The 22,186-nt window shown below is 38.4% G+C and carries 17 protein-coding genes; 4 read left to right on the top strand and 13 right to left on the bottom strand.

Features of this window, described 5'->3' with window-relative positions; translation table 11 throughout:
• Positions 1–156 precede the first annotated feature (156 nt).
• Entirely contained in the window at positions 157–2,655 is a 2,499-nt protein-coding gene (locus KYH19_RS06480; RefSeq protein WP_219078031.1) for a TonB-dependent receptor, read from the top strand.
• Between the two features lie 180 nt (positions 2,656–2,835).
• Here KYH19_RS06480 and KYH19_RS06475 read toward each other — a convergent pair whose 3' ends face one another.
• The 5 genes from KYH19_RS06475 to KYH19_RS06455 all read right to left on the bottom strand — a co-directional run bounded on the left by KYH19_RS06475 (position 2,836) and on the right by KYH19_RS06455 (position 8,030).
• A complete protein-coding gene (locus tag KYH19_RS06475; protein ID WP_219078030.1) occupies positions 2,836–3,033 on the bottom strand; it encodes a hypothetical protein in 198 nt (65 codons plus the stop codon).
• A gap of 453 nt (positions 3,034–3,486) precedes the next feature.
• The gene (locus KYH19_RS06470; RefSeq protein ID WP_219078886.1) at positions 3,487–3,783 is read right to left on the bottom strand and encodes a Dabb family protein; all 297 of its coding nucleotides are present in this window, start codon (positions 3,781–3,783) and stop codon (positions 3,487–3,489) included.
• A 50-nt stretch (positions 3,784–3,833) separates the two neighbouring features.
• Positions 3,834–6,530: a DNA ligase D gene (gene ligD, locus KYH19_RS06465; RefSeq protein WP_219078029.1), complete on the bottom strand. Its 2,697-nt coding sequence runs from the start codon at positions 6,528–6,530 to the stop codon at positions 3,834–3,836.
• Positions 6,531–6,540: 10 nt separating this feature from the next.
• Complete coding sequence (locus KYH19_RS06460; RefSeq protein ID WP_219078028.1) at positions 6,541–6,714, bottom strand: DUF3606 domain-containing protein; 174 nt, start codon at positions 6,712–6,714, stop codon at positions 6,541–6,543.
• A gap of 104 nt (positions 6,715–6,818) precedes the next feature.
• Positions 6,819–8,030, bottom strand: coding sequence for a glycosyltransferase family 87 protein (locus KYH19_RS06455; RefSeq protein ID WP_219078027.1), 1,212 nt, complete (start codon positions 8,028–8,030; stop codon positions 6,819–6,821).
• A 278-nt stretch (positions 8,031–8,308) separates the two neighbouring features.
• On the opposite strand from KYH19_RS06455, the gene KYH19_RS06450 reads away from it, so the two are divergent.
• Entirely contained in the window at positions 8,309–8,530 is a 222-nt protein-coding gene (locus KYH19_RS06450) for a DUF3606 domain-containing protein (RefSeq protein WP_132397480.1), read from the top strand.
• A gap of 7 nt (positions 8,531–8,537) precedes the next feature.
• Positions 8,538–8,735 carry a hypothetical protein gene (locus KYH19_RS06445; RefSeq protein WP_219078026.1) on the top strand — a complete coding sequence of 66 codons (198 nt, stop codon included), beginning with the start codon at positions 8,538–8,540 and terminating at the stop codon, positions 8,733–8,735.
• A gap of 1 nt (position 8,736) precedes the next feature.
• On the opposite strand, the gene KYH19_RS06440 is transcribed toward KYH19_RS06445, so the two are convergent.
• From KYH19_RS06440 to KYH19_RS06415, 6 genes are all read right to left on the bottom strand, one after another.
• Positions 8,737–9,873 (bottom strand): serine hydrolase, encoded by a 1,137-nt coding sequence (locus tag KYH19_RS06440; protein ID WP_219078025.1) that lies wholly within the window; start codon positions 9,871–9,873, stop codon positions 8,737–8,739.
• Between the two features lie 66 nt (positions 9,874–9,939).
• Positions 9,940–10,401, bottom strand: coding sequence for a VOC family protein (locus tag KYH19_RS06435; RefSeq protein WP_255562575.1), 462 nt, complete (start codon positions 10,399–10,401; stop codon positions 9,940–9,942).
• A 719-nt stretch (positions 10,402–11,120) separates the two neighbouring features.
• Entirely contained in the window at positions 11,121–11,951 is an 831-nt protein-coding gene (locus tag KYH19_RS06430) for an aldo/keto reductase (RefSeq protein WP_219078024.1), read from the bottom strand.
• Between the two features lie 405 nt (positions 11,952–12,356).
• Positions 12,357–13,790, bottom strand: a complete 1,434-nt coding sequence (locus KYH19_RS06425) for a TolC family protein (protein ID WP_132396089.1) — start codon at positions 13,788–13,790, stop codon at positions 12,357–12,359.
• The gene (locus tag KYH19_RS06420) at positions 13,783–16,953 is read right to left on the bottom strand and encodes an efflux RND transporter permease subunit (protein ID WP_219078023.1); all 3,171 of its coding nucleotides are present in this window, start codon (positions 16,951–16,953) and stop codon (positions 13,783–13,785) included. The genes KYH19_RS06425 and KYH19_RS06420 overlap by 8 nt, the downstream gene beginning before the upstream one ends.
• A 24-nt stretch (positions 16,954–16,977) precedes the next feature.
• Complete coding sequence (locus KYH19_RS06415) at positions 16,978–18,060, bottom strand: efflux RND transporter periplasmic adaptor subunit (RefSeq protein WP_121283242.1); 1,083 nt, start codon at positions 18,058–18,060, stop codon at positions 16,978–16,980.
• Positions 18,061–18,815: 755 nt separating this feature from the next.
• Here KYH19_RS06415 and KYH19_RS06410 point away from each other — a divergent pair.
• Positions 18,816–19,370, top strand: coding sequence for a hypothetical protein (locus KYH19_RS06410; protein ID WP_132396095.1), 555 nt, complete (start codon positions 18,816–18,818; stop codon positions 19,368–19,370).
• Between the two features lie 521 nt (positions 19,371–19,891).
• Here KYH19_RS06410 and KYH19_RS06405 read toward each other — a convergent pair.
• Together KYH19_RS06405 and vgrG are read right to left on the bottom strand one after the other, a co-directional pair.
• Positions 19,892–20,191: a PAAR domain-containing protein gene (locus KYH19_RS06405; RefSeq protein ID WP_219078022.1), complete on the bottom strand. Its 300-nt coding sequence runs from the start codon at positions 20,189–20,191 to the stop codon at positions 19,892–19,894.
• Positions 20,192–20,217: 26 nt separating this feature from the next.
• A complete protein-coding gene (vgrG, locus tag KYH19_RS06400) occupies positions 20,218–22,008 on the bottom strand; it encodes a type VI secretion system tip protein VgrG (protein ID WP_219078021.1) in 1,791 nt (596 codons plus the stop codon).
• Positions 22,009–22,186 lie beyond the last annotated feature (178 nt).

Genomic DNA, 22,186 nt, shown 5'->3' with positions numbered 1-22,186 from the left:
AATTCGAATTAATACACCTAATATACGCATAACAAAAGCTTAAGTTTTTCTAAACCCCCGACTAAAAACTAACCTTATTTAGAACAAATAAAAATAATTTGCTAATCCGCTTCAAAAACGGTTCCTTTGCGGCCACTAAGAATTAATCTAAATAAAATGAATAAAAAATTTACTCTTCTTTTAAATTTTATAGTGCTTTTTCTGTTTTTAGCAGGGAATACAATGGCACAAAACAAAAATGGCTCTGTTTCTGGATCGATAAAAACAAGCGATGGCAATCCGGCTGCTTATGTGAATGTTGGATTAAAAAACACAGGCAAAACTACACAAACTGATGAAAAAGGTAATTTCACCTTCAAAAATATAACACCCGGCACTTATACGATTAAAACGTCTGCTATTGGTGTTTCTGCTCAGGAAAAATCGGTTACCGTTATTGCCGGTCAAACTGCAAATGCAGATTTCGCCCTCGCAGAATCTTCTTCACAATTGGATGAAGTAGCTATTAACGGATATAAAACGCCAAATAGAAAGCCAGTTAACTTAGGTAAAATTGCTATCGCGCCAATGGATCTTCCTCAGGCGGTACAGATTATTGGAAATCAAGTAATTACCGACATACAAGCTAATCGTTTAAGTGATGTATTGAAAAATGTAAACGGTGTTGCTTTTGGAGAGAACCGCGGATCGGTGAGTGGTGAAACTTTTTTTGCCCGTGGTTATAGCTTAGGCGCCAACAATGTTTTTAAAAATGGATCGCGTGCTACCAGTGGCGGTATGCCAGAAACCAGCACTTTAGAATCGGTTGAAGTTTTAAAAGGAAGTGCAGCCTTACTTTACGGTGGCGTAAGTGGTGGTGCTGTAGTGAATATGGTAACCAAAAAACCTAAATTCGAATATGGTGGTGAAGTTTCCATGCGTGCAGGCAGTTATGGCTTATACAAACCAACAGGTGATATTTATGGGCCTATTACCAAAAATTTAGCTTTCCGATTAATCGGTACTTATGAAGATGCGGCCAGTTTTAGGAACAGCGTAAATTCTAACAGAGTTTACATCAATCCATCCCTGCTTTATAAAATTAATGAGAAAACAGATATTTTATTGCAAGGTGATTACTTAAAAAGCAATATGACACCAGATTTTGGTGTAGGCACGGTTGAAAACCAGATTGCAGATATAGGCCGTAAGGCTTTTGTAAATGCACCCTGGGCTTATAACAAAACCAACACGGTTACTTCACAACTAAACATCAACCATAAATTCAATGATAACTGGAAGTTGAATATATTGGCCAACCTGCAATCTTACAACCGTAATTATTTCAGTGCAGAACGTCCTTTTGCTGATACAAAAGCAGCCAATCCGCTTCCTTATGGTTTTGCAGCGCGTAATGTTACCCGTTCCAAAACAAAAGAGTTTACCTATAATGAGCAGATTAATTTAAACGGTTATTTCAAAACTGGAAGCATCAGCCACACTTTATTGGTGGGTGCAGATGCTGATCAATCGCGCACTACAAGCGGAGGTTTTACCTTCAATAATAACCTAACAACGTTTAATTATGGCAATGTAAACTTACTTGATCCATCAACTTATTTCGGCTCAGGTATTGAGCCAAACGTAAATGTTGTTTCGGAAACTTTTGCACCGTTATATCGTATGGGTACTTTTGTTCAGGATTTGATTACTGTTACAGACAAATTTAAAGTGCTTGCAGGGGTGCGTTATACTTTCCAGAAAACTCCAAGAACGGTGAGTACCAATTTGGCAACAGGAGTACAGACTTTGAGTGTAAACAGTTTGGATAAATCGAAAGTTGAAAGTGCTTTTACGCCTAAATTTGGTTTAATCTATCAGCCATTAAAAACCACTTCAGTTTATGCAAGCTATTCGAGCAATTTTGTTCAAAATACCGGAACGGACATCAATTTAGCACCACTGGATCCATCTACATTGCAACAGTATGAAGCTGGTGTTAAAAACGATTTATTTAAGGGCAGATTATCAGTTAACTTAACATGGTATAGAATTGCCAACGATAAATTTGCACAGCAAGCACTGTTAAACGCTCAAGGTGCTCCAAATGGTGATGCAAATATTAAAGAACTTAATGGGAAATCATTAAGTGATGGTTTAGAACTTGACATTACAGGAACAATTGTAACAGGCCTGAATTTTATTGCAGGTTATAGTTACAATTTCATCCGTTACACCGAAACCCGTGATAAAACAGTATATACTGTGCCTGCTCCTACTGCCCAGAACCCGGCAGCAACCAGAACGATAACACTTGGTGGTGTGATAGAAGGGCAAAGATTGGTAGGTTCTACCAAGAACACTGCAAACGGAACTTTATTTTATACTTTCCAGGAAGGAACTGTTAAAGGCTTAAAGCTTGGGGCATCTGCTTATTATACAGGTTCGCGTAATGGAGGTTACAATGACACTAAGGCGCAAACTTATAGCAGGTTAATTCCTTTAAGTGCGTTTACCACATTCGATTTATCTGCTGGTTATAGCTGGAAAAAGCTTTCATTATTGGCTAAAATTTCGAATATTACGAATGAATTAAATTACTTTGTACATGAGAACTACAGTGTTAATCCAATTCCTCCACGTCAGTTCATGACTACATTATCTTATAAATTTTAATAAAAAATATTTCAAAGAAAAGCTTCAGGTTGATAGATCTAGAGCTTTTTTGTTTAACAGTAAACGATTGATGGCAGTTTTTTCGTAAAAACTCCATCATTGACGGGCACAGCAAAGCCAACGGTTATAAAATATCATTCATAACAGAAAGAAACACTAATGCGTTGAACTAATAAAGAATTATAGAATAATTAAGATTGTACCCGATTTAGATAATTTGAAGTAATAGTGAAACTCACCAGAACGGTTTATTTTTTCGATTTCACATACTTTGCCAGATTTTCCATATTCATCAGATAAAAAATCACCAATTTTAATGCTATCCAATTGGTTTATATTAATTGAGGCTCTTTTAATAAATGTAGCTGTTTTTTCCATAATGATCGCGGTTTAAAATATTTACGCAATCAAAAACATTTTGGTTTTTCGGCTTTATTAATTACTTATAAATAAGTATCAAAAAATATAAAATTGTATTGTTAATCAGTAATATAACAGTTCATAAACCAGTTGAACATTTCTTAAAAAACATTAAGTTAAAGGTTTTAACCACAGATGTACACAGATAAACACGGATCTTTACATCTGTGTGCATCCTTTTTATCTGTGGTTAAATTATTTCCACCTATGCCAATGAGATTACCTTAATGAAATTGAGCCACCAGGCACGCTGAGTAAAGCACAGCATACAATTAAGGCATTTTCTGTATCTTTCATTACATTTCTATCCGATAGCCCTCGAATCAAGGTGATGGCTATTCTGTATAACAATGTGTTATTCAGAAATCAAACTATAAAAAAATGCCTCCGGATTATCGAAGGCATTAAATCTTATGCTGCGTCGTAAATAACAACCTTTTCAAAGTAAACTTTGAATTCATCTAAGAAAGCTTTATGCAATGGATGAACCTGGTAAACATCATGCGCAGCCAAATCTTCAAATAATAAAAGCAAGCTAAAGGTATAAGTAGTATCTACAACGGCACGCTCAATCGGAGCTGGTATGCCTAGATGAAAAGTTTTAACAACTTCAATGTTTTCTAATGTTTGTAAGCTATTGCGGAAAGCAGTTTTTTGCTCTTCGGTGGTATCGGCTTTAAGCCAGAATAAAACGTGGTGTGCGATCATTATTTTAATTTTTTTCAAATATAATGAAAGCGAGAAAAGATCATTCATCTTTATCCAAAAACACTCTTGGCCTTATTTATGGCTTTTTTTAAGTCTATACCTTTGCCTAAAACTCCTTTAAACAGGTCTCCTTCAACTTTTAAACGATCTATAGCATTAAAAATATTGAAGTCTTTCATCTTCAAGCCAGGTTTTACTTCATCCCAATGCAAAGGCATGGAAACCGTTGCTCCCACTTTTGGCCGTAAAGAATAAGGTCCGGCGATGGTTGCCCCTGGCCTGTTCTGCAAAAAATCGAGGTACATTTTCCCTTTTCGTGCAGCTACCATCCGTTCTAATGACGTATAATCAGGGATCTGTTTATGTACCAGACTTACAATGATTTTAGCGAACATCTGACTCTGATCATAATCGTATTTCGCATTTAAAGGAATGTAAATGTGCATACCGGTAGAGCCTGAGGTTTTACAGTAACTGGGAACATCTATAGCATCTAATACTTTTTTAGTTTCCAGCGCTGCCTCAACCACCTGGTCAAAAGTTTGTTTATCCGGATCTAAATCAATTACGCAATAATCGGGATGATCAGGACTTTTTACCCGGCTAAACCAGGGATTCATCTCTATACAACCTAGACTGGCCATCCAAAGCAAGGACGCTTCGTCTGTTCCAACCAGGTATTCTTTTTTTTCGCCTTCGCTGGTTTCATAAGGAAAAGTTTCAACCCAATCCGGCGCTTTTCCTTTTACATCTTTCTGGTAAAAACTAGGGCCATGTATTCCGCCAGGAAAGCGATTTAGCGATTGTGGCCGGTCTTTCAGGTAAGGTAAAATGTATTCAGCAACCTGATAATAGTAGTTAAACATGTCTCTTTTAGTTACTTTATCTTCAGGCCAATATATTTTACTCAGGTTGGTAAATTTAAGTTCGTGGCCTTTTATTTTTCTCACCTGCGTTTCATCTTTCGGATTCAACAAAGTTTTTGGTTTTTTACCTTCCGGTGCTTTTATTGCCTGTTCATGTGGGCTTCGCTCTTTAGTTTCATCAATAATTTTTTCTACCGGCATTTCCACTTCTCTTACCACTTCCGTGGCTTTTTTATCTACTCGCATGCCCTGAAAAGACGGATGTCGAAAAACACCATCATCTGTTACTTCGGTAAAAGCGACCTCACATACCAATTCCGGCTTTAACCAGGTGGCTTTTGCCTTTGGTGGATTTGGCCTGAAACGTGAGGGTTTATTTACATCGGGAATACTTTCGAAAGGGCTTTTATCTACTATTATCGGCTTAAACTGCTCCATCATTGTTTTTTGCAGTTTATCCGAAAAGCCGGTACCTACTTTACCTACATATTGCAATTTTCCTTTTTCATATACGCCCAGTAAAAGTGAACTGAAAGATTTGGAGGTATCGGCATTTTTGGTAAAACCGGCTATAACAACCTCCTGGCGTTTGTGCACTTTAATTTTCAACCACTCTTTCGATCTTCGGTCAGGACCATAAGTGCTATCCGTTTTTTTGGCGATGATGCCTTCCAAACCCATCCTTTGAGCGGCATCAAAAAAATCGACACCACTTGCTTTAAAAACTTTCCCTAAACGCACGCGGTCATCATCGGTTGGCAGTACATCATTTAAAATAGCCTGACGCTCATCAAGCGGGAGTTCCATCAGGTTTTTGCCCTCATACCATAGAATATCGAATACATAAAAAACGAGTTCGCCATCAGCTTCACTTCGCCAGTTTTGCAATGAACCGAAATTGGATATGCCTTTGTCGTTTAACACTAAGATTTCCCCATCCAAAACGGCATTGATTTTCCATTCGTTAAGCAGGTCATAAATGGGATAAAACTTTTCGTTAAATGATTTATTATTCCTCGAAAAGAGTTCTACTTTTCCTTTATTGACAAATGCTAGGGCGCGGTATCCATCCCATTTCACTTCATATTGCCAGTTTGGATCATCAAATGGCTCATCAACCAATGTGGCCAACATGGGTTTTATGTTTTTAGGCATGGCCGATTTTGGCGCTTTTTTCAGAATGGCTTTTACATCAATGCTTTTATCATCGCCTACTGGTTTTGTTTCTTTTTTAACCTTTGGCCCGGGATTTTTATTTTCGGGTTTTATTTTCTGCTCTTTTCCTGCTTTCCAAACCTTATCGGATGTTTTTTCCATCTTTTCGATTGTTTTTCCGGAAAGCACGGATTTATCTTCTTTGGTTATATCTTTTGTAGAAGCATAATCATCTTTATGTTTAATGAGCAACCAGCCATTTTCGCCCATACCATGCGTTTTAACCAGGGCAAATTCACCATGAAGTTTTTCTCCGTTCAATTTAATTTTCAACGAACCTTCATTTAATTGTTTTAAAAGATGTTTTTCCTGTGCTTTTTTACCTTTAATAGCCTCAATCGGTTCATAGGTACCTTCATCCCACACAATCACGGTTCCTCCACCGTATTCGCCCTGCGGGATAATGCCTTCAAAATCTTTGTAATCGTACGGATGATCTTCTACCATCATGGCCAGGCGTTTGGTTTTCGGATCGGTTGATGGCCCTTTGGGAACAGCCCAACTTTTTAGAACGCCTTCCATTTCGAGTCTGAAATCGTAGTGCAACCTGGATGCATCATGTTTTTGAATTACAAAATGTAATTTATTCCGATCGCTACTTTTACCCGATTTTGGTTCTGTAGTTTTTGAGAAATCTCGTTTGGAAACGTACTTTTTCAAACTCATAATCAATATTTTACTTTTTCAAATAATCTTCAACTGCATCGGCAGAGGTTCCGACTGTTTCTACAGCAGCTTTAAGTTTATCTTTGCTCACGCCAAACTTGTTAGACCAATAATCCAGCTCATAAGCTTCGTTAATGTTGATTCTTGACCGGTCAGCGCTACCTTTTTTTTGTTTATCATCCATAATATTCTGATTAGACAGGTATAAAACAGTCCTATAACGAAAAAGGTTTTAACACCAGTTTTTGCAAACGGGCATTAAAACCTTTAAGAAAATAAATTTTAAACTTAATCTGTTAGCGCAATAACCATTTCCGGCTCTGTTTCTTCCGCATAAGTGAACCTATTATTGATAGCATTATAAATAACCTTTAACCATACCAAAAAATAAGGCAGGCTGATGACAGCTAAAGACAGCGGGTGTGATTTGGCAAAGACCGGGAATAACAATAGTGGGAAATTGCATGTAATTAAAAGTAAAACGGGCAATAATACCTTTTTCATAGCCGCGTTGCTTTCTTTCACATACCATACGCCCACCCCAATAATGGAGATAATGAATGTACAATCTTCAGCTCCTGTGCTGAATAATATTGGAAAAATCATTACCGATGACAGGATCATCAATTGGAATTTATCTTTTTTGAAACGCGATATGTTTATCAAGGGCAAAACAAACAATATGGCTCCAAGGCTGAGGAATAAAAAATTCGGTATTTTCTTCGCATCAAAAAGCGCTCTAAAGAAACCCATAATAGAAATATCGATCCCTCCGCCCAAAACATTGGTCATATTTTTACCCACCAGGGAGTTTTTCCAATCTACATAACAATGCACTACATAATCAGGAGAGGCTAAAAGCATCGGCAATAAGAATATTACCATCGACCACAAGATTAACCAAAAGATAAAAGCCGGCTTTTTTTTAGCAAAAAAGAAAAAAACCAAGCCAACAATACCGTAAAGTTTAATAAAAGTACCGAGTACAATGCAAAGCGCAGACCAGATCCCTTTGTTTTTATTCACCTGCGTGTAACTCAATACCATCAGTGCACCTGCACCTGCATTAAACTGCTGGTTAAGCATAGATTCTATTAAACAAGGTATGGCAATATATCCTATAATTATTTTTTGATCTTCTGTTAATGGCAAAGTTTGTATGGCCTTAAAAAGCAGGAAACAGTTAAACAAGTTCCATAACAATAACCCTATCCAATTATGAAAGATTGCAAATGGTGCAATTAACAGGCTAAAAATAGGGCCATAATGATTTGCATCATCATGATAAGCCGGATAAGTTGCATAGAGCGAACGCTCATGGAGTAAGTTTCTAAACGTATTCTCGAAAATCAGGTAATTATTGTAGCGATGTGTTGCCCACGAATCTATTACAAAAATCAGGGTAATCAGTACCCAAAGAAATAATACAAACCTGTTATCCTGATAAAATTTTCGACTTGAAAACAGACTTTGAGTATTGGTAAAAAAACGGCTCAGCATTGTAAAAATTATATTACAATACAATAGTAAAAATGTAAACTGACAAAACCTAGTGTTTTGTAAAGAAAACGTTACTCTTTTTAGCGATCACAGTCAAAACGTTAAAAACCATCGGTTTTGGGCATTAAAAATTGCTGTGAAACAATTTTTCACGGGATTAATTGAAGGTCTTAATGAAAACCTGGGCTTATTATTAATTTTTGAGAATTTACTGACAAAAGTAGAAAACCAAAAGGAAAATATGCTGTTTTTATATTACACTAACCAAAATTATAAAAATGGAAAATCAACTTAATTCGATGAATGCCAGAAAAGAATTTATCGAGATTGCAGACGAACAAGACCGCAATTATTGGGCTGCCAGATTAGGCATAAGCACTGAAACACTTAAATCAGCTGTAAAAGCGCTTCACAGCATGGAATTCTCCAAACTGAAAGAATACTTCACGATGGAAAAAATTAAATCAGGAAGTACTTACCAACGATTTGTGAATCAATAACGGTGATATGGATTATAGAAATGAAAGCAAAAATCCGGTAACGGTAGAGCAAGCCATTACCGACTCCTCGCATTTAATTGATTTACCGCCAGTTAAAAGCATTTTCGACCAAAAAGTGAAAGGAAATAATGTAAACCATCCAAAGGCAGGCATTAGAACTTTAACCGCTTTCTTTAATAAGAACGGTTTAGCTAACCTGCTTTAAGCTATTTGAAAAAAGATTGGTACAAACTGTTAATAGCAGCGCGACTGAAATCGGGAAAACCATCTGTATAGGTTGCATTTATTCCGTTGGTAATAATAACAAATCCAAACTTTTCTTTGGGATTAAAAAACATGGTGCTATATAAACCATAAGCAGAGCCAGTATGTCCTTTTAACTTAATGCCGGGTATGAGCTGATCGGCAGTTCTGATGGCCAGGCCGTATCCTTCATCATCAGTTAAGGCAGTTTGCATCATTTTAGCACTTTTTTTGGTTATTATTTTAACACCATTTGATGTGCCATAATTCATGTGCATCATCATGTATTTAGCTAAATCTGTAGCCGAAATTTTCATTCCTCCTGTTGGTGAAAAAATCGGTGTGGTATAACCCATCACATAACTGGCAATTTCTGCCCGTCTGGGCGCGTAAGCACCTGGAGATGGCGTATAAGTTTTGGTATCTGGATGATACTCGTACAAATTTACAAAACGTGTGCTGTCCAAAGAATCTATATAATAACCAGCGTAAAGTCCTAATGGCTTTATAATGTGATTTTTCACATAATAATCAAAGCGTTCTCCCGATTTCTTCTCAATGATTGCACCAATCAGGTTAAAGTTAAGATTACAATAATCAAATTTGCTTCCCGGGGAATAATCATTATAACATTTGGCCCAATCTGAATTTTTATCAGGATTGATCACATCGAAATTTAAATATCCCTGCGAATCGTTTAAACTGGACGTATGTGACAACGCCATCTTTAAAGTAATTTTCTGATCTGGAAATTTTGGATTTCTGATTTTAAAACCAACCAGATCTCCAAGATCATCATTGAGAGAAATTTTACCTGCTTCTAACAACTGCATAATAGATGTTGCTGAAAAAGACTTGGATATCGAAGCAATCCTGAAAATATCCTGATCGGTTAAAGGTATTTTTTTATCCAAATCTTTTAAACCAAACGAGTGGGTGTAAATAATCTGGCCATTTTTGACTACCGCTACGGAAGCGCCAACAGCTTGATATTTTTCCATTACGGATTTAAAATCAGCCTCAGCTTTTTCGTTTTGTGCTTTTGATGGCGTGATAAAACCAACGATCAAAAAAAGTGCATAAAAATATTTAAATTTCATAGTCTTGCAGGATATGGAATAAATATAAATGATGTAGCAAAACAAAGGTCTGACGTAGCAAAGAATTTACCTGGCGTCGTTTACTTCAAGCCAATGTCCGTCCGGATCCTTAAAATAAATTTGTTTTACGCCGTCAACACGAATGGTAATTCCATCTTTCTTTCCTGGCCAGTCCTCGAAACTGATATTTTTGGCATTCAGCTTTTTTACAAATTCATCAACTGACGGAACACTGAAACACAAGTGTCCGTTTTTATCAAAAGTTTCATTTCCTTTTGCCCCCTGGATTAAGTGCAACTGTCCGGCTGGCCCTAAGGTAAACCAGGTATGTCGGTTATCTTTAAAAGGTTCGGGAATCATTTTAAAGTTGAAAACACTTTCGTAAAAAGTAGTGGCTTTGTTTAAATCGGCTACATAAACAGCGATATGGTTTAAAATAGCAGGTGTATTTTCTGGTTTATTTTGCGCCATGGCTTTTTGAAATAGGATAGAAAATAAAATAATGGTGGTTAGAAAGACTTTTTTCATGCTTAAATATCAAACTTCTAAAGGAATTATTTTTATATTTTTTTTAATACATTCTCCAATCATTTTTTTTGAGAGGTGCTTCGACTCCGCTCAGCATGACAAAGTGCGTAAAAACGCAAAAGCGGGATCATTATCCCCTGGAGCAATGCAGAGTGGAGAGATCTTTGAACTTGATCATTCTATCTGGTAAAGATCCTGAAACAAGTTCAGGATGACGACACGAGTTAATGTATTCATACTAAAAAAAATCTGCTTCACAGAGCCTTCAGGTTCCTTGCTGCGCTACCATTGATTCCATTAGAATCGTCGTCATCTCGACTGTAGCGCAGCGAAATGGAGAGATCTATGTAGAAAGATTTCTCGACTGCGTTGCACTCCGCTCGAAATGACGTTCGCTGGGAATTTTCTGTGTTCTCGGTGCTTCCGTGGCAAAAATTAATTGCAGTAAAAAAAGATTCCAAGAGAACCTTCGTCATCTCGATCCGATAGCTATCGGATGTAGCGCAGCGAAATAGAGAGATTTATGTAGAAAGATTTCTCGACTGCGTTGCACTTCGCTCGAAATGACGATCGCAGGGGATTTTCCGTGTTCTCTGTGCTTCCGTGGCAAAATATTTTAATAAAAACGGTCTTAGTGAGACGTTAAGACCAGTAAAGTTGGCTAAAACCTGCAAAAAAAGAAAAAGATTCTTCACTGCGCTCAGAATGACAAAACCATCCTATTGCGCTAAACTTTCAAATTCTTCTTCAGTCAATTCAATTTCTGCGGCTTTTAAATTTTCTTTTAAATGTTCTACAGATTTTGTTCCAGGGATTAAAAGGATATTTGATGATCTTTTTAATAACCAGGCTAAAGCAATCTGTGCAGTTGTAGCGTGATGTGTTTCGGCAATTGCTTTAATCTTATCAGCTAACTTATGCGGACCAGAAGCTAACGGAAACCAGGGAATAAAAGCCAGACCTTGTTCTGCTGTAAAATCTAAAACATGCTCCCACTGTCTGTTGCTAAGGTTATATAAATTTTGAACTGAAACTATCGGAAGAATGTCCTGCACTTGCTTAATCTGATCGATGGTTACTTCTGATAAGCCTACATTTTTTATTTTACCTTCTTTCACGGCTTCTACCACCGGTGCCAGGGTTTTCGCGACATCCACATTGGGATCAATGCGGTGCAGTTGCCATAAATCGATTGAATCTACTTTTAAACGTTGTAAACTTCCTTCAATATCTTGTCTGATTTTTTCTGGTGCACCATTAGGCACCCAATTATTTGGACCCGGTCGATCAAAACCGCCTTTAGTGGCTATAAACAGACCTTTTTGAAAAGGTGATAAAGCATCGGCAATAAGCGTCTCGTTAAATTTTGGTCCATAAGCCTCTGCAGTATCAATAAAATTAACGCCATTCGCTACTGCTTCGCGCAAAACCGTGATTGCATTTTCCCGGTCTTCTACTTCCCCAAAAACACCATTACCGGTTAATTGCATTGCGCCATAACCTAAGCGGTTAACTTCTAATTCGCCAAATTTAAATGTAGTTTTTCCCATTTTATTTCAGATATGATGATAAATTCAATGATAAAGATAACCGCAGGCAGATGGCATTGTTTGCAAAATGAATTTTATGATAAATAAATGAACAAAGGGTAAGAGGGCTATTGTAAGGTGGTTGCTGGTTGTAACGATAAACTGTTCACAGATCAAAAAAGAAAAGCTATCATTTTAATGCATACGCTAATAGCGATCGTTGTAAGATTGCTTCGTCGGCTGAAAAAGCCTTCTCGCAATGACGATACCGAAAGGTATTTAACGCTGAATAGAAACGAGCGTTAGCAGCTATAAAGATTCTTCGCTGCGCTCAGAATGACAAGAAAAAGAAAAAGGCTGCTCCGATTTGGAACAGCCTAACTAGATTTATAAGGATAATAATGAAATGAGGTTATAGCAATTTAACTATCTCCATCCGCCACCCAGCGCATGATAAATATCTACTACAGCATTTAACTGTTGTTTTTTAGTTTCGATCAGCTCTAATTTCGATTGTAATGCATCGCGTTGAGTCATCAATACCTCAAAATAATCGGCTCTGGCAGATTTAAACAAATCGTTCGAAATATCAATCGACTGCGTAAGTGCAGCAACCTGTTTCGACTTCAGATCATAGCTTTTCTGCAGATTACTAATTTTTGACAACTGATTGGCGACTTCAATATAACCATTTAAAATGGTTTTTTCATAATCAAAAACTGCCTGCAACTGTTTGGCATTTGCTGTTAAATATTCAGCCTTTATCGCATTTTTATTGATCAGTGGCCCGGCTAAATCTCCCGCTAAAGAATAAATTAAAGATTCTGGTGTTCTTAATAAATATGAAGGATTAAAAGCCTGATAACCAATTGCAGCGGAAATACCCAATGATGGATAAAACTGTGCTTTAGCTACTTTAACATCTAATTTAGCAGCGGCTAGTTCATACTCCGCCTGTTTAATATCCGGACGGTTAGCCAATAACTGTGAAGGTAAACCTGTTTGTACAGTTGGCGGAACCAGATCTGTAAAATTAGATTTGTCTCTGACTATCGGTTGAGGGTAACGCCCCAACAGGAAGTTAATTTTATTCTCTGTTTCGGTTATGTTCTGCTGAATATCAAATTCTAAACTTTTTGAACTTAATACCTCTGCTTCAAATTTACGTACAGCAAGTTCGTTAACCCTTGAAGCCTGTTTTTGGATTTTCATCAATTCCAAAGCATTGCGCTGTAACTCAATATTCTTTTTTACCGTTTCTAACTGGTTATCGGCCGCTAATAACTCATAATATGAATTGGCTACTTCGGCTATTAAATTGGTAATCACAAAGTTTTTGCCCTCAACCGTTGATAAATAATGACTAATAGCAGCTTTTTTCGAATTGCGCAGTTTATGCCAGATATCCGCTTCCCAATTGGCCTGTAAACCGAAGTGATAATCAGGCAGTACTTCTGGCACACCTTTGCCTGGCGTAATTTCTGTAGAAGCATCGCCGGCACCCGAACTGGTGTAACGGCCCACTTTATCAAATCCGGCACCAGCGCCATAGGTTACGCTTGGTAAAAGTTCTCCTTTTCTGGCCTTGATTTCATTTTTGGCAATTTCAATATCCTGAAGCGTAATATTCAGCTCCTGGTTATTTTTAAGTGCGGTATCAATCAGGTTGATAAGGTTAGGATCTGTAAAAAAGTTACGCCATTGAATACCAGCTGTACTTACTGTATCCTGTGAGCCATTAAAGCTCACAGGTACATTTTTATTTTCGGCACGTTGGGCTACTTCCGGTAGCTTACAGGCGGTATATGCTGCGCATATTAACACCAATCCAAGGCCTTTATAAAGATTATTCTTAAACATTATTCTCAATTTCTTCAGTTAACGGATGTTCTTCTTCAATTTTGATGAGCTTGTGTTTAGCTGCAATTGTTCCGAATATATAATATAACCCAGGGATCACAATTACGCCGAAAATGGTACCGAAAAGCATACCACCCGCAGCAGCCGAACCAATGGTACGGTTACCGATCTTACCCGGTCCTGTTGCAATCATTAAAGGGATCAAACCTGCGATAAAGGCAAAAGAGGTCATTAAAATCGGACGGAAACGCACACTTGCACCTTCCATGGCCGCTTTAAGCACTGTTGCCCCCTGACTTTGGCGCTGCGTAGCAAACTCCACAATCAGCACCGCATTTTTACCCAGTAAACCGATTAACATTACCATGGCCACCTGTGCATAAATGTTGTTTTCCAGTCCCAATAATTTAAGGAAGAGGAATGCGCCAAAAATACCGGCCGGTAGAGAGAGGATTACCGAAAGTGGTAAAATGAAACTTTCATACTGTGCGGCCAACACCAGGTACACGAATCCTAAACAGATCAGGAAAATATAAATGGCCTCGTTGCCTCTTGATACCTCATCTTTAGAAATACCTGCCCAATCGATTCCAAATCCCCTTGGCAGAGTTTTCTTGGCTACTTCAGTAATGGCTTTAATGGCCTCACCTGAGCTATAACCTGGAGCAGATTGTCCGCTGATCTCTGAAGCATTATACATATTGTGTCTGGTAATCTCCGATAAACCATAAACTTTACGCATTTTAATGAAGGCTGAAAAAGGCACCATCTCATCGCGGTCATTTTTAACCGACAGTTTTAAGATATCCTCTGGTAAAGCCCTGTATTGAGGCAAGGCCTGTACGATTACTTTATACTGGTGGTCATATTTAATAAAGCTGGTTTCGTAATTACTCCCTACAAATGTTGACAGGGTATTCATCGCATTATCAATACTTACTCCTTTTTGTTGCGCAATGTCGTTATCAACATCCAGCATGTATTGCGGGAAACTTGCGCTATAGAAAGTAAATACGGATGAAAGCTCTTTACGTTTATTCAGCTCGCGTACAAAATCTTTGGCAACGGTTTCCATTTTTTTGTAATCGCCACTACCTGCTTTATCTAATAATCGAAGCTCGAAACCGCCTGCGGCACCATAACCCGGAACTGCTGGTGGCTGGAAAAATTCGATGGTTGCACCAGGGATAGATTTTGATTTCTCTTCAAGCTCTTCAATAATTTCTGCTGCAGAATGTTTACGTTCGCTCCAATCTTTCAGGTTAATTAAACAGGTACCCGAGTTAGATCCTGTACCTTCCGTAAGGATTTCATATCCTGCCAATGATGAAACTGATTTTACACCGTCAATGTCTTCACACATTCTTTGCAGTTTCTCAGCAATCTGGTCGGTACGCTCCAAAGTAGACCCAGGAGGCGTCTGGATAATGGCATACACCATCCCCTGATCTTCGTTAGGAATAAATCCTGATGGTACACTTCCACTTAATCCCCAAACACCCAAACAAAAGGCAACTAATATACCAAAGGTTAATATCCTGCGGCTTACTACTTTGCTCAATACCAGTTCATATTTACCAGACAGTTTGTTAAAACCATTATTAAAACCATCAAGGAAACGGTCGATAATGGTTTTCTTTTTGGTTGAACCGTGATTGTTCTTCAACATAATGGCACATAATGCCGGTGTAAGCGTTAACGCCACAATACCCGAAAGAATGATTGCCGTTGCCATGGTAATGGAGAACTGACGGTAGAAAATACCCACCGGACCAGACATAAATGCTACAGGAATAAATACCGATGCCATCAGGAAGGTAATCGCAATAATTGCTCCGCCAATCTCTTTCATGGCCTGCTGTGTAGCTTTGAGTACCGAAAGGTGCCTGTCGTGCTCCATTTTGGCATGCACCGCCTCAATTACCACAATCGCATCATCAACCACTACCCCAATGGCCAATACTAAAGCAAATAGGGTAATTAAGTTGAGTGTAATGCCGAAGAACTGCATAAACACAAAGGTTCCGATTAAGGATACCGGTACAGCAATGGCTGGAATAAGCGTTGAACGCCAATCGCCAAGGAATAAGAATACCACTAAACCCACCAGGATAAAAGCCTCTACCAAAGTGTGGATTACCTTTTCGATAGATGCGTCCAGGAATTTGGAAACGTCGTAACTGATTTCGTAATCTACGCCTTTAGGAAATGAAGCCGATTTAATCTCGGCCATTTTAGCCTTAACATCTTTAATAACCTGACTAGCGTTACTGCCATAAGATTGCTTTAAAACGATCGCAGCAGATGCCTTACCGTTTAAGGTAGAGTATAAATTGTAAGCAGAAGCACTAAAATCTACATCAGCGATATCTTTTAAGCGAAGCAATTCTCCATTAGGAGTTGCCCTTACCACGATGTTTTCATATCCTTCTTTGGTATTAAAACGACCTGAATATTTTAACACATATTCAAAAGCCTGCGAACGTTTACCCGAACTCTCTCCTGTTTTACCTGGAGAGGCTTCTAAACTCTGTTCGTCAAGCGACTTCATTACGTCATCTACAGAAATTTTATAGGCCTGCATACGGTCTGGTTTTAACCAGATACGCATGGCATAATCCCTATCTCCCAAAATATCGGCAAAACCTACACCATCAACCCTTTTTAGCTCCGAAAGCAAGTTGATATCGGCATAGTTATACAGGAAGTTTTGGTTCATTTTAGGGTCTTTACTGTACAAGTTGATATACATCAACATGTTCGACTCTTCACGGGTAATTTTAACCCCTTCGCGAACCACTAAAGGTGGAAGTTTATTGGTAACGGCCGCTACACGGTTCTGTACGTTAAGCGAAGCCTGATTGGGATCGGTACCCAGGTTAAATACCACCTGGATTGATGCCTCACCATCGTTACCTGCATCAGAAGCAATATATTTCATTCCCGGTACGCCGTTAAGTGCACGCTCTAGCGGAATAACCACCGATTTAATCAACAATTCGTTGTTTGCTCCAGGGTACTCTGCCGTAATATTTACTTTAGGCGGTGAAATGGATGGGAATTGTGTTACCGGCAGGTAACTGATGGCCAGCACCCCGAGAAACACAATAATAAGCGATATTACGATAGAAAGGACGGGCCTTTGTATGAATTTACTAAACATAAAATAAGTATGGAGGGGTTTAGATTATTCTGTTTTCAATCTCAATTGTTTCATCACATCCTGAGGTTGCTGGAATTTAAAGGCAATTTTATCATCGTCTTTAACTTTCTGTACACCTTCAAGTAAGATCTTATCTTCTATTGTGATGCCGTCGCCGATGATGTATAAATCCGGCAGCTCGCCTGCAATGGTAATGGCCCTGGAGTGTACCTTATTGCTTTTATCAATTACGAAAACATAAGTTTTATCCTGGATGTCGTAAGTTGCTTTCTGTGGAATAACAATGGCATTTTTTAAAGGAACAACCATCTGGATTTTACCGGTTTCGCCGTTTCTTAGTAAATTATCGGAATTGTTGAACCTTGCCCTGAATGCAATGTTCCCAGTTTCGTTATCAAATTCACTTTCGATCACCTCAACTTTACCCTTCGATTTTAGCAACTCGTTATTGGCCAGTAATAAACTTACTTCCTGCTGTCCTTTTGCCTTTGCAGCGCTCTGATAGTTTAAATATTCCGGCTCTGATACGTTGAAGTAGGCAAATACCTGGCTATTGTCTGACAGGCTGGTTAACAAAGCACCTTCATCAACCAAACTACCCAATTTTAAAGGAATACGGTCGATGGTGCCATCAAATGGCGCTCTGATTTCGGTGTTAGACAAATGGAATTTAGCCAAAGAAGTTTCGGCATTAGCCGATTGCAGTTTGGCTTTGGCCATAGCAAGCTCATTTTTAGAAACGATATTTTTATCTGACAGTAATTTGGTGTTTTCCAGTTCAATTTCTGCCGATTTAGTTTCAGCCTGTGCTTTTAGCAACTCAGATTGAGCTGCTTTAGGCATAATCTTAAACAACAGCTGACCTGCTTTTACATGCTGGCCTTCATCTACATAAATATTTTGGAGATAACCCTTTTCCTGGGCCCTAACTTCTATGTTCCGAACGGATTTAATCTGCGAAACATATTCTTTGGTAAAGGAAGTATCCATCCTTAACGGAGTGGTTACTGCATAAGTAGCTACTTCTTCCTTTTCTTCTTTCTTCGAGGTGCAACCTGTTACGTAAAGCAAAGTACACAAGCCTAAGCACATGAGAACTCTTTTCATTTTTTTTCGTTAATGGTTTTAATCTGATTTATTTTTTCTTTAATTAGTTTTCATTGGCAATCAATTTATAATGAAAAGCTATCTACGACCGGTTTGCAGATACTTAATTGATTTCAATAAATTGTGGTTACGCAATGATTTAATTCGAAGGCGAAATAAATACAGATTTATGAAGTTATAATGAAGTTGAACTTCAGGTTTCCATTCTGAAAATCGTGGTTTAGCACATAAAAAGTTGATTTATAAGTGCAAACAGCATATTTAGGGTACTTTTTTAACTAATAAAGCAATTAATGATTCCTTTAGATGAAGAAATTGGCATTTTCCCTAAAAAAAAACGCTTGTTTTTATTGTAATTGAATATTTGCTGTATAGTGAAGAAAAAGGTTTTATGACTGTTGAACTACATGAAATGAATTAATCAATTGAAAAAAGCGGGCCAGGTCTAGTTTATTATTGCCGAGCTCTCCCTTCCGCACATCTGCTATCCGGGAGCCAGCATTTATCAGTTTGATGAAGATCGCATATCAGAAATCGGTTACGAGGATACGGAGCAATTACCCTCACGAAATCCTTTTTGGATAATCTGCAGCTTTACCTTCTTCATCTAACAAACAGTTGAAATAAAATAACACCAGCTAACATAAAAAAATTAAGCCATTAAAAATAAAACACTTAGCAACAAATATTGTATTATTTTAAATGATAATTATCCGGCACCGTAGGCAAGCATTACCTTTGTAAAAAATACCATAATGAACAATACCCAATCAAAAGCGCTAGAACTTGTTGTAGGCATTATAAAAGATACCATTGGCGATATTAAAATTGAACAAACTTCTGCAAGCACCGTTACCCTAAAAGACGGTAATGCCACTATACAATTAACACAACAGGCAGGTGAAAGTGCAGATAAAGAAACGGTTGTAATCCTGGATCCGAAAGACATTATTTACAGTGAAGACCTTCTTCCAGAGCTAAATGACCTCACTTCGGTTACGGTAATTATAAACGGTTTGGATATAGAAACCCACCTTGTTTTTCAAGCGGTAAGAGATTGTTTTGATCAGATCAGTAACAGTTACGAATTTTTGAAAATCTTTGAAAAAGACGTGATCAGAATAAAAAGCGGATTTAAATTCGGAAGCCATGCTTTTGTACTCAATGTACTGAATGAAAAAGACCAGATTGCTATCAGTACAGAATTTGCAGCATCATTTGATGCAGCGGTTAGAAAAACAGTTGAAACAGATGTGATCAAAGTACAAAAAGCCATTAATAAAATGGTTAAAGAAGACGGTGCGTTTTAATCGTCCGCTTTTTTAAATAAAAAATATTTCGGTAGCCCTGTGCCAAAAGCATGGGGCTATATAAACACGCTTGTTTTATACGTTCATCAGTATAGGCATGTTTATCCATAAAATAGCCGACGGTGTAGTGATTATTTTTTTAAGGGTATTGAAAAGCGATACTATAGCGCTGTAAATTTATTAAACAGTTGTCCAGCCATCATCGGAATCTGCCTGAGGCTTCGATTTGGCAGCAGCTTTATTTGCCAATTGCCGAGCCCTAACAACTTCCAAACGTGCTAATTCTACTTCCTCATTTGTAATTCTGGCAGCATGCTTTATATATTCAGGATCAGTTTTATCTTTAAATGTAGCCTGTTCTCCTCTTCTGGAGGCAATAGAAGCCTTTACCGAACAATATCATCAAGCACCTCTCCGTTCTTGTTTTCATTAATCACTCTGGTCACTTCAGTTCTAACAGCTAGCATGCTTCCATCTACTTTATCACCCATGAAAGCTACTTTTTGTTGTTAAGTTCCATTTCAACCGCCTATCATTACATTAAATGCACCTAGCATAATTGTTCCGCCATGCGCGGTTGGGTCTCCAATTCTGGCTGCCGGCATTCCGCCGATCATTACCGATGCAGAACCTTTTATAATGCTATCTGGCGGTCCTACACAAACCAGCATATCGCCTACCCTGGCGGCTGGTAATTTGCCTATCAATACAGTAGGTTCGCCCGGTCCTATAATCGGTCCGCCAACATGCGGTACAGGCACAGGTGCCGGAGTTACCATTGGACATTCATGAAAATCGGTTAATCTGGCTGCTGGTGGCATATTTCGTCTGTTTTAAAATTAATTAATCATATCATTGCACTTTTCAGGCTCAGTTCCATCCCACTTTTAATTTCTGTGGTCATTGATCCTTCTGCGGAAAACTGGCTGTCGGCTACTTGTTTAATGTTTAAACCACTTACCGCAACATCTCCTGTTGGCGCTTTTATAGTTACACCCTGTGTACCTGCGATATTCACTTTTTGATCTGCCTGTATATTAATATCTGTAGCACTTTTGATGGTAATCCCGCTCGCAGACATGACAATGCTATTGTTATGTTCATCCTGAATGGTGATTTTTTTATCCTTATCGCTGAAAATCATTGTGTTTTTATCCGGGGTGGCAATGGTTAACACCTTATTTTCATCATCAAATTCGATATTAATGTTAGATCTGGAAGCAATCGCCTTTATAGAGTTTTTCTCGTTAGGGTTAAGGCCTGAATAAGGCTTATTTTTCGGACTGCTATACATACTACCTAATATCACGGGGTTGCGTGGATCTTCGTTTAAAAAGCCTAGTACCACTTCATCACCTACTTCGGGTAGAAAAAAGGCACCTGCACCGCTGGTTGAATAAAAATTAGCCAATCTTGCCCAAATGCCCTGACCGGTTTGGTCAAATAGCGGCACATCTACTAAAATGCGGTACTGCGAATCGGGATCATCATACATTTTTTTAACGGTGCCATTAAATATACCCCTAACGCCAGGCAACATGCCAGAAGCTGAAGGTGCCATTACATCGGGTTCTTCGATAAACCATTGAGGCGAAAGGCCTACCGAAACTTCAGTAACCCAGTTTCCTTCAGAAAGGTCATGGATAACACCAGAAATTAGATAATCGCCGTTAAACCTACCGCCAAGACCGTTAAAGGTCATAAATTTACCGGGATCAACCAGGTTAGTTCCCTGGAATTTAGCCTCTCCCTGTATTTTGGCATACTCACTTTTTAGCATCTGCGCTTTGGCCCAGTTATTAAGTTTTTCTGTTTCCATCGGTGCGGTGGTTTGCAAGCCATATTCAGGCAGGCCAACTACTTCAGCTAATGTTTTGGAGGAGATATTTCCTGGTCCGGCATAATTGTTTGGCGCTTCATCACTGGCTACCTGCTGTTGTTTATAATCCCAGGTGCTTGATTTTACACTACGTAACTGAGTTATGGCATTCATATCTGCCCTGAATTCCATTAATCCGCTACCATAACCAATGGTTAATACCGGACTAGGGTTTGCGCCTGGTGCTTTTACAGCGACTGTACCATTAAGTGTGGTGACAACCAAGCCGTTCATTTCTGCCAGCGAAAGCATAAAATCCCAGTCGCTTACATAAAACTGTACCTGCTCGGGCCAAACAGTAGTTGTTCCACTTACATCAGGCGTTAAGGAAGAATAATTACTGATGATGGAACTGATTACATCACTATCTTTTTTTTGTGCAAAGGTGAGGCTCTTTCTGCCCACGGTCATTTTTATTGCTTCATCCTTGCATTCTACTTCCAGAGCTGAACCGATAAGGTCATTAATATGGATAGATTGACGGGTAATAATACCTTTAAAGATTACAGTGTTGGACGAATCGTAACCGGCTTCGATACTGATGATGTTACCAGGTACAAAAACAGAAGAAGAACTCGCCTCAAACGTTCCGGTATCTGCTTCACCATCCAAAATGGTGATTATTGCCGTAGAAACTCGGTTTATTCTTTTTTCTACCCGCACAGAAAGAACATTTACTTCTTCAGGAACTGTATTTCCTGCAACTTTAACGGTATAGGTGGCTAAACTGCCACTAGGGATATTGGATGATGATGTCATTATATTTTGAGATGATGAGTGGAAAAATCAGTTTCTCTACTCCTTTTAAGTTTCTAAATTTATTAAGGCCGTTGTAGCGGGCTAACTGAATGTAATATTTTTCATTATTCCATACCTTTTCGCACAGTTCGTGCAATGTTTTCCTTCTTCCACGGTAACAAGGTGATTGATATTGCGC

It is taken from the genome of Pedobacter sp. D749 (assembly GCF_019317285.1).
Lineage (GTDB): Bacteria > Bacteroidota > Bacteroidia > Sphingobacteriales > Sphingobacteriaceae > Pedobacter.
The sequence above is the reverse complement of the archived record's forward strand: the minus strand, read 5'-3'. Positions and strand labels throughout refer to the sequence as shown.

Coding starts and splice junctions, on each gene's coding strand:
- vgrG (WP_219078021.1), bottom strand. CDS start 22,008: ATGACATCATCATCCAATATCCCTAGTGGCAGTTTAGCCACCTATACC.
- KYH19_RS06405 (WP_219078022.1), bottom strand. CDS start 20,191: ATGCCACCAGCAGCCAGATTAACCGATTTTCATGAATGTCCAATGGTA.
- KYH19_RS06440 (WP_219078025.1), bottom strand. CDS start 9,873: ATGAAATTTAAATATTTTTATGCACTTTTTTTGATCGTTGGTTTTATC.
- KYH19_RS06435 (WP_255562575.1), bottom strand. CDS start 10,401: ATGAAAAAAGTCTTTCTAACCACCATTATTTTATTTTCTATCCTATTT.
- KYH19_RS06430 (WP_219078024.1), bottom strand. CDS start 11,951: ATGGGAAAAACTACATTTAAATTTGGCGAATTAGAAGTTAACCGCTTA.
- KYH19_RS06460 (WP_219078028.1), bottom strand. CDS start 6,714: ATGGATGATAAACAAAAAAAAGGTAGCGCTGACCGGTCAAGAATCAAC.
- KYH19_RS06470 (WP_219078886.1), bottom strand. CDS start 3,783: ATGATCGCACACCACGTTTTATTCTGGCTTAAAGCCGATACCACCGAA.
- KYH19_RS06415 (WP_121283242.1), bottom strand. CDS start 18,060: ATGAAAAGAGTTCTCATGTGCTTAGGCTTGTGTACTTTGCTTTACGTA.
- ligD (WP_219078029.1), bottom strand. CDS start 6,530: ATGAGTTTGAAAAAGTACGTTTCCAAACGAGATTTCTCAAAAACTACA.
- KYH19_RS06410 (WP_132396095.1), top strand. CDS start 18,816: ATGAACAATACCCAATCAAAAGCGCTAGAACTTGTTGTAGGCATTATA.
- KYH19_RS06450 (WP_132397480.1), top strand. CDS start 8,309: ATGGAAAATCAACTTAATTCGATGAATGCCAGAAAAGAATTTATCGAG.
- KYH19_RS06420 (WP_219078023.1), bottom strand. CDS start 16,953: ATGTTTAGTAAATTCATACAAAGGCCCGTCCTTTCTATCGTAATATCG.
- KYH19_RS06475 (WP_219078030.1), bottom strand. CDS start 3,033: ATGGAAAAAACAGCTACATTTATTAAAAGAGCCTCAATTAATATAAAC.
- KYH19_RS06445 (WP_219078026.1), top strand. CDS start 8,538: ATGGATTATAGAAATGAAAGCAAAAATCCGGTAACGGTAGAGCAAGCC.
- KYH19_RS06425 (WP_132396089.1), bottom strand. CDS start 13,790: ATGTTTAAGAATAATCTTTATAAAGGCCTTGGATTGGTGTTAATATGC.
- KYH19_RS06480 (WP_219078031.1), top strand. CDS start 157: ATGAATAAAAAATTTACTCTTCTTTTAAATTTTATAGTGCTTTTTCTG.
- KYH19_RS06455 (WP_219078027.1), bottom strand. CDS start 8,030: ATGCTGAGCCGTTTTTTTACCAATACTCAAAGTCTGTTTTCAAGTCGA.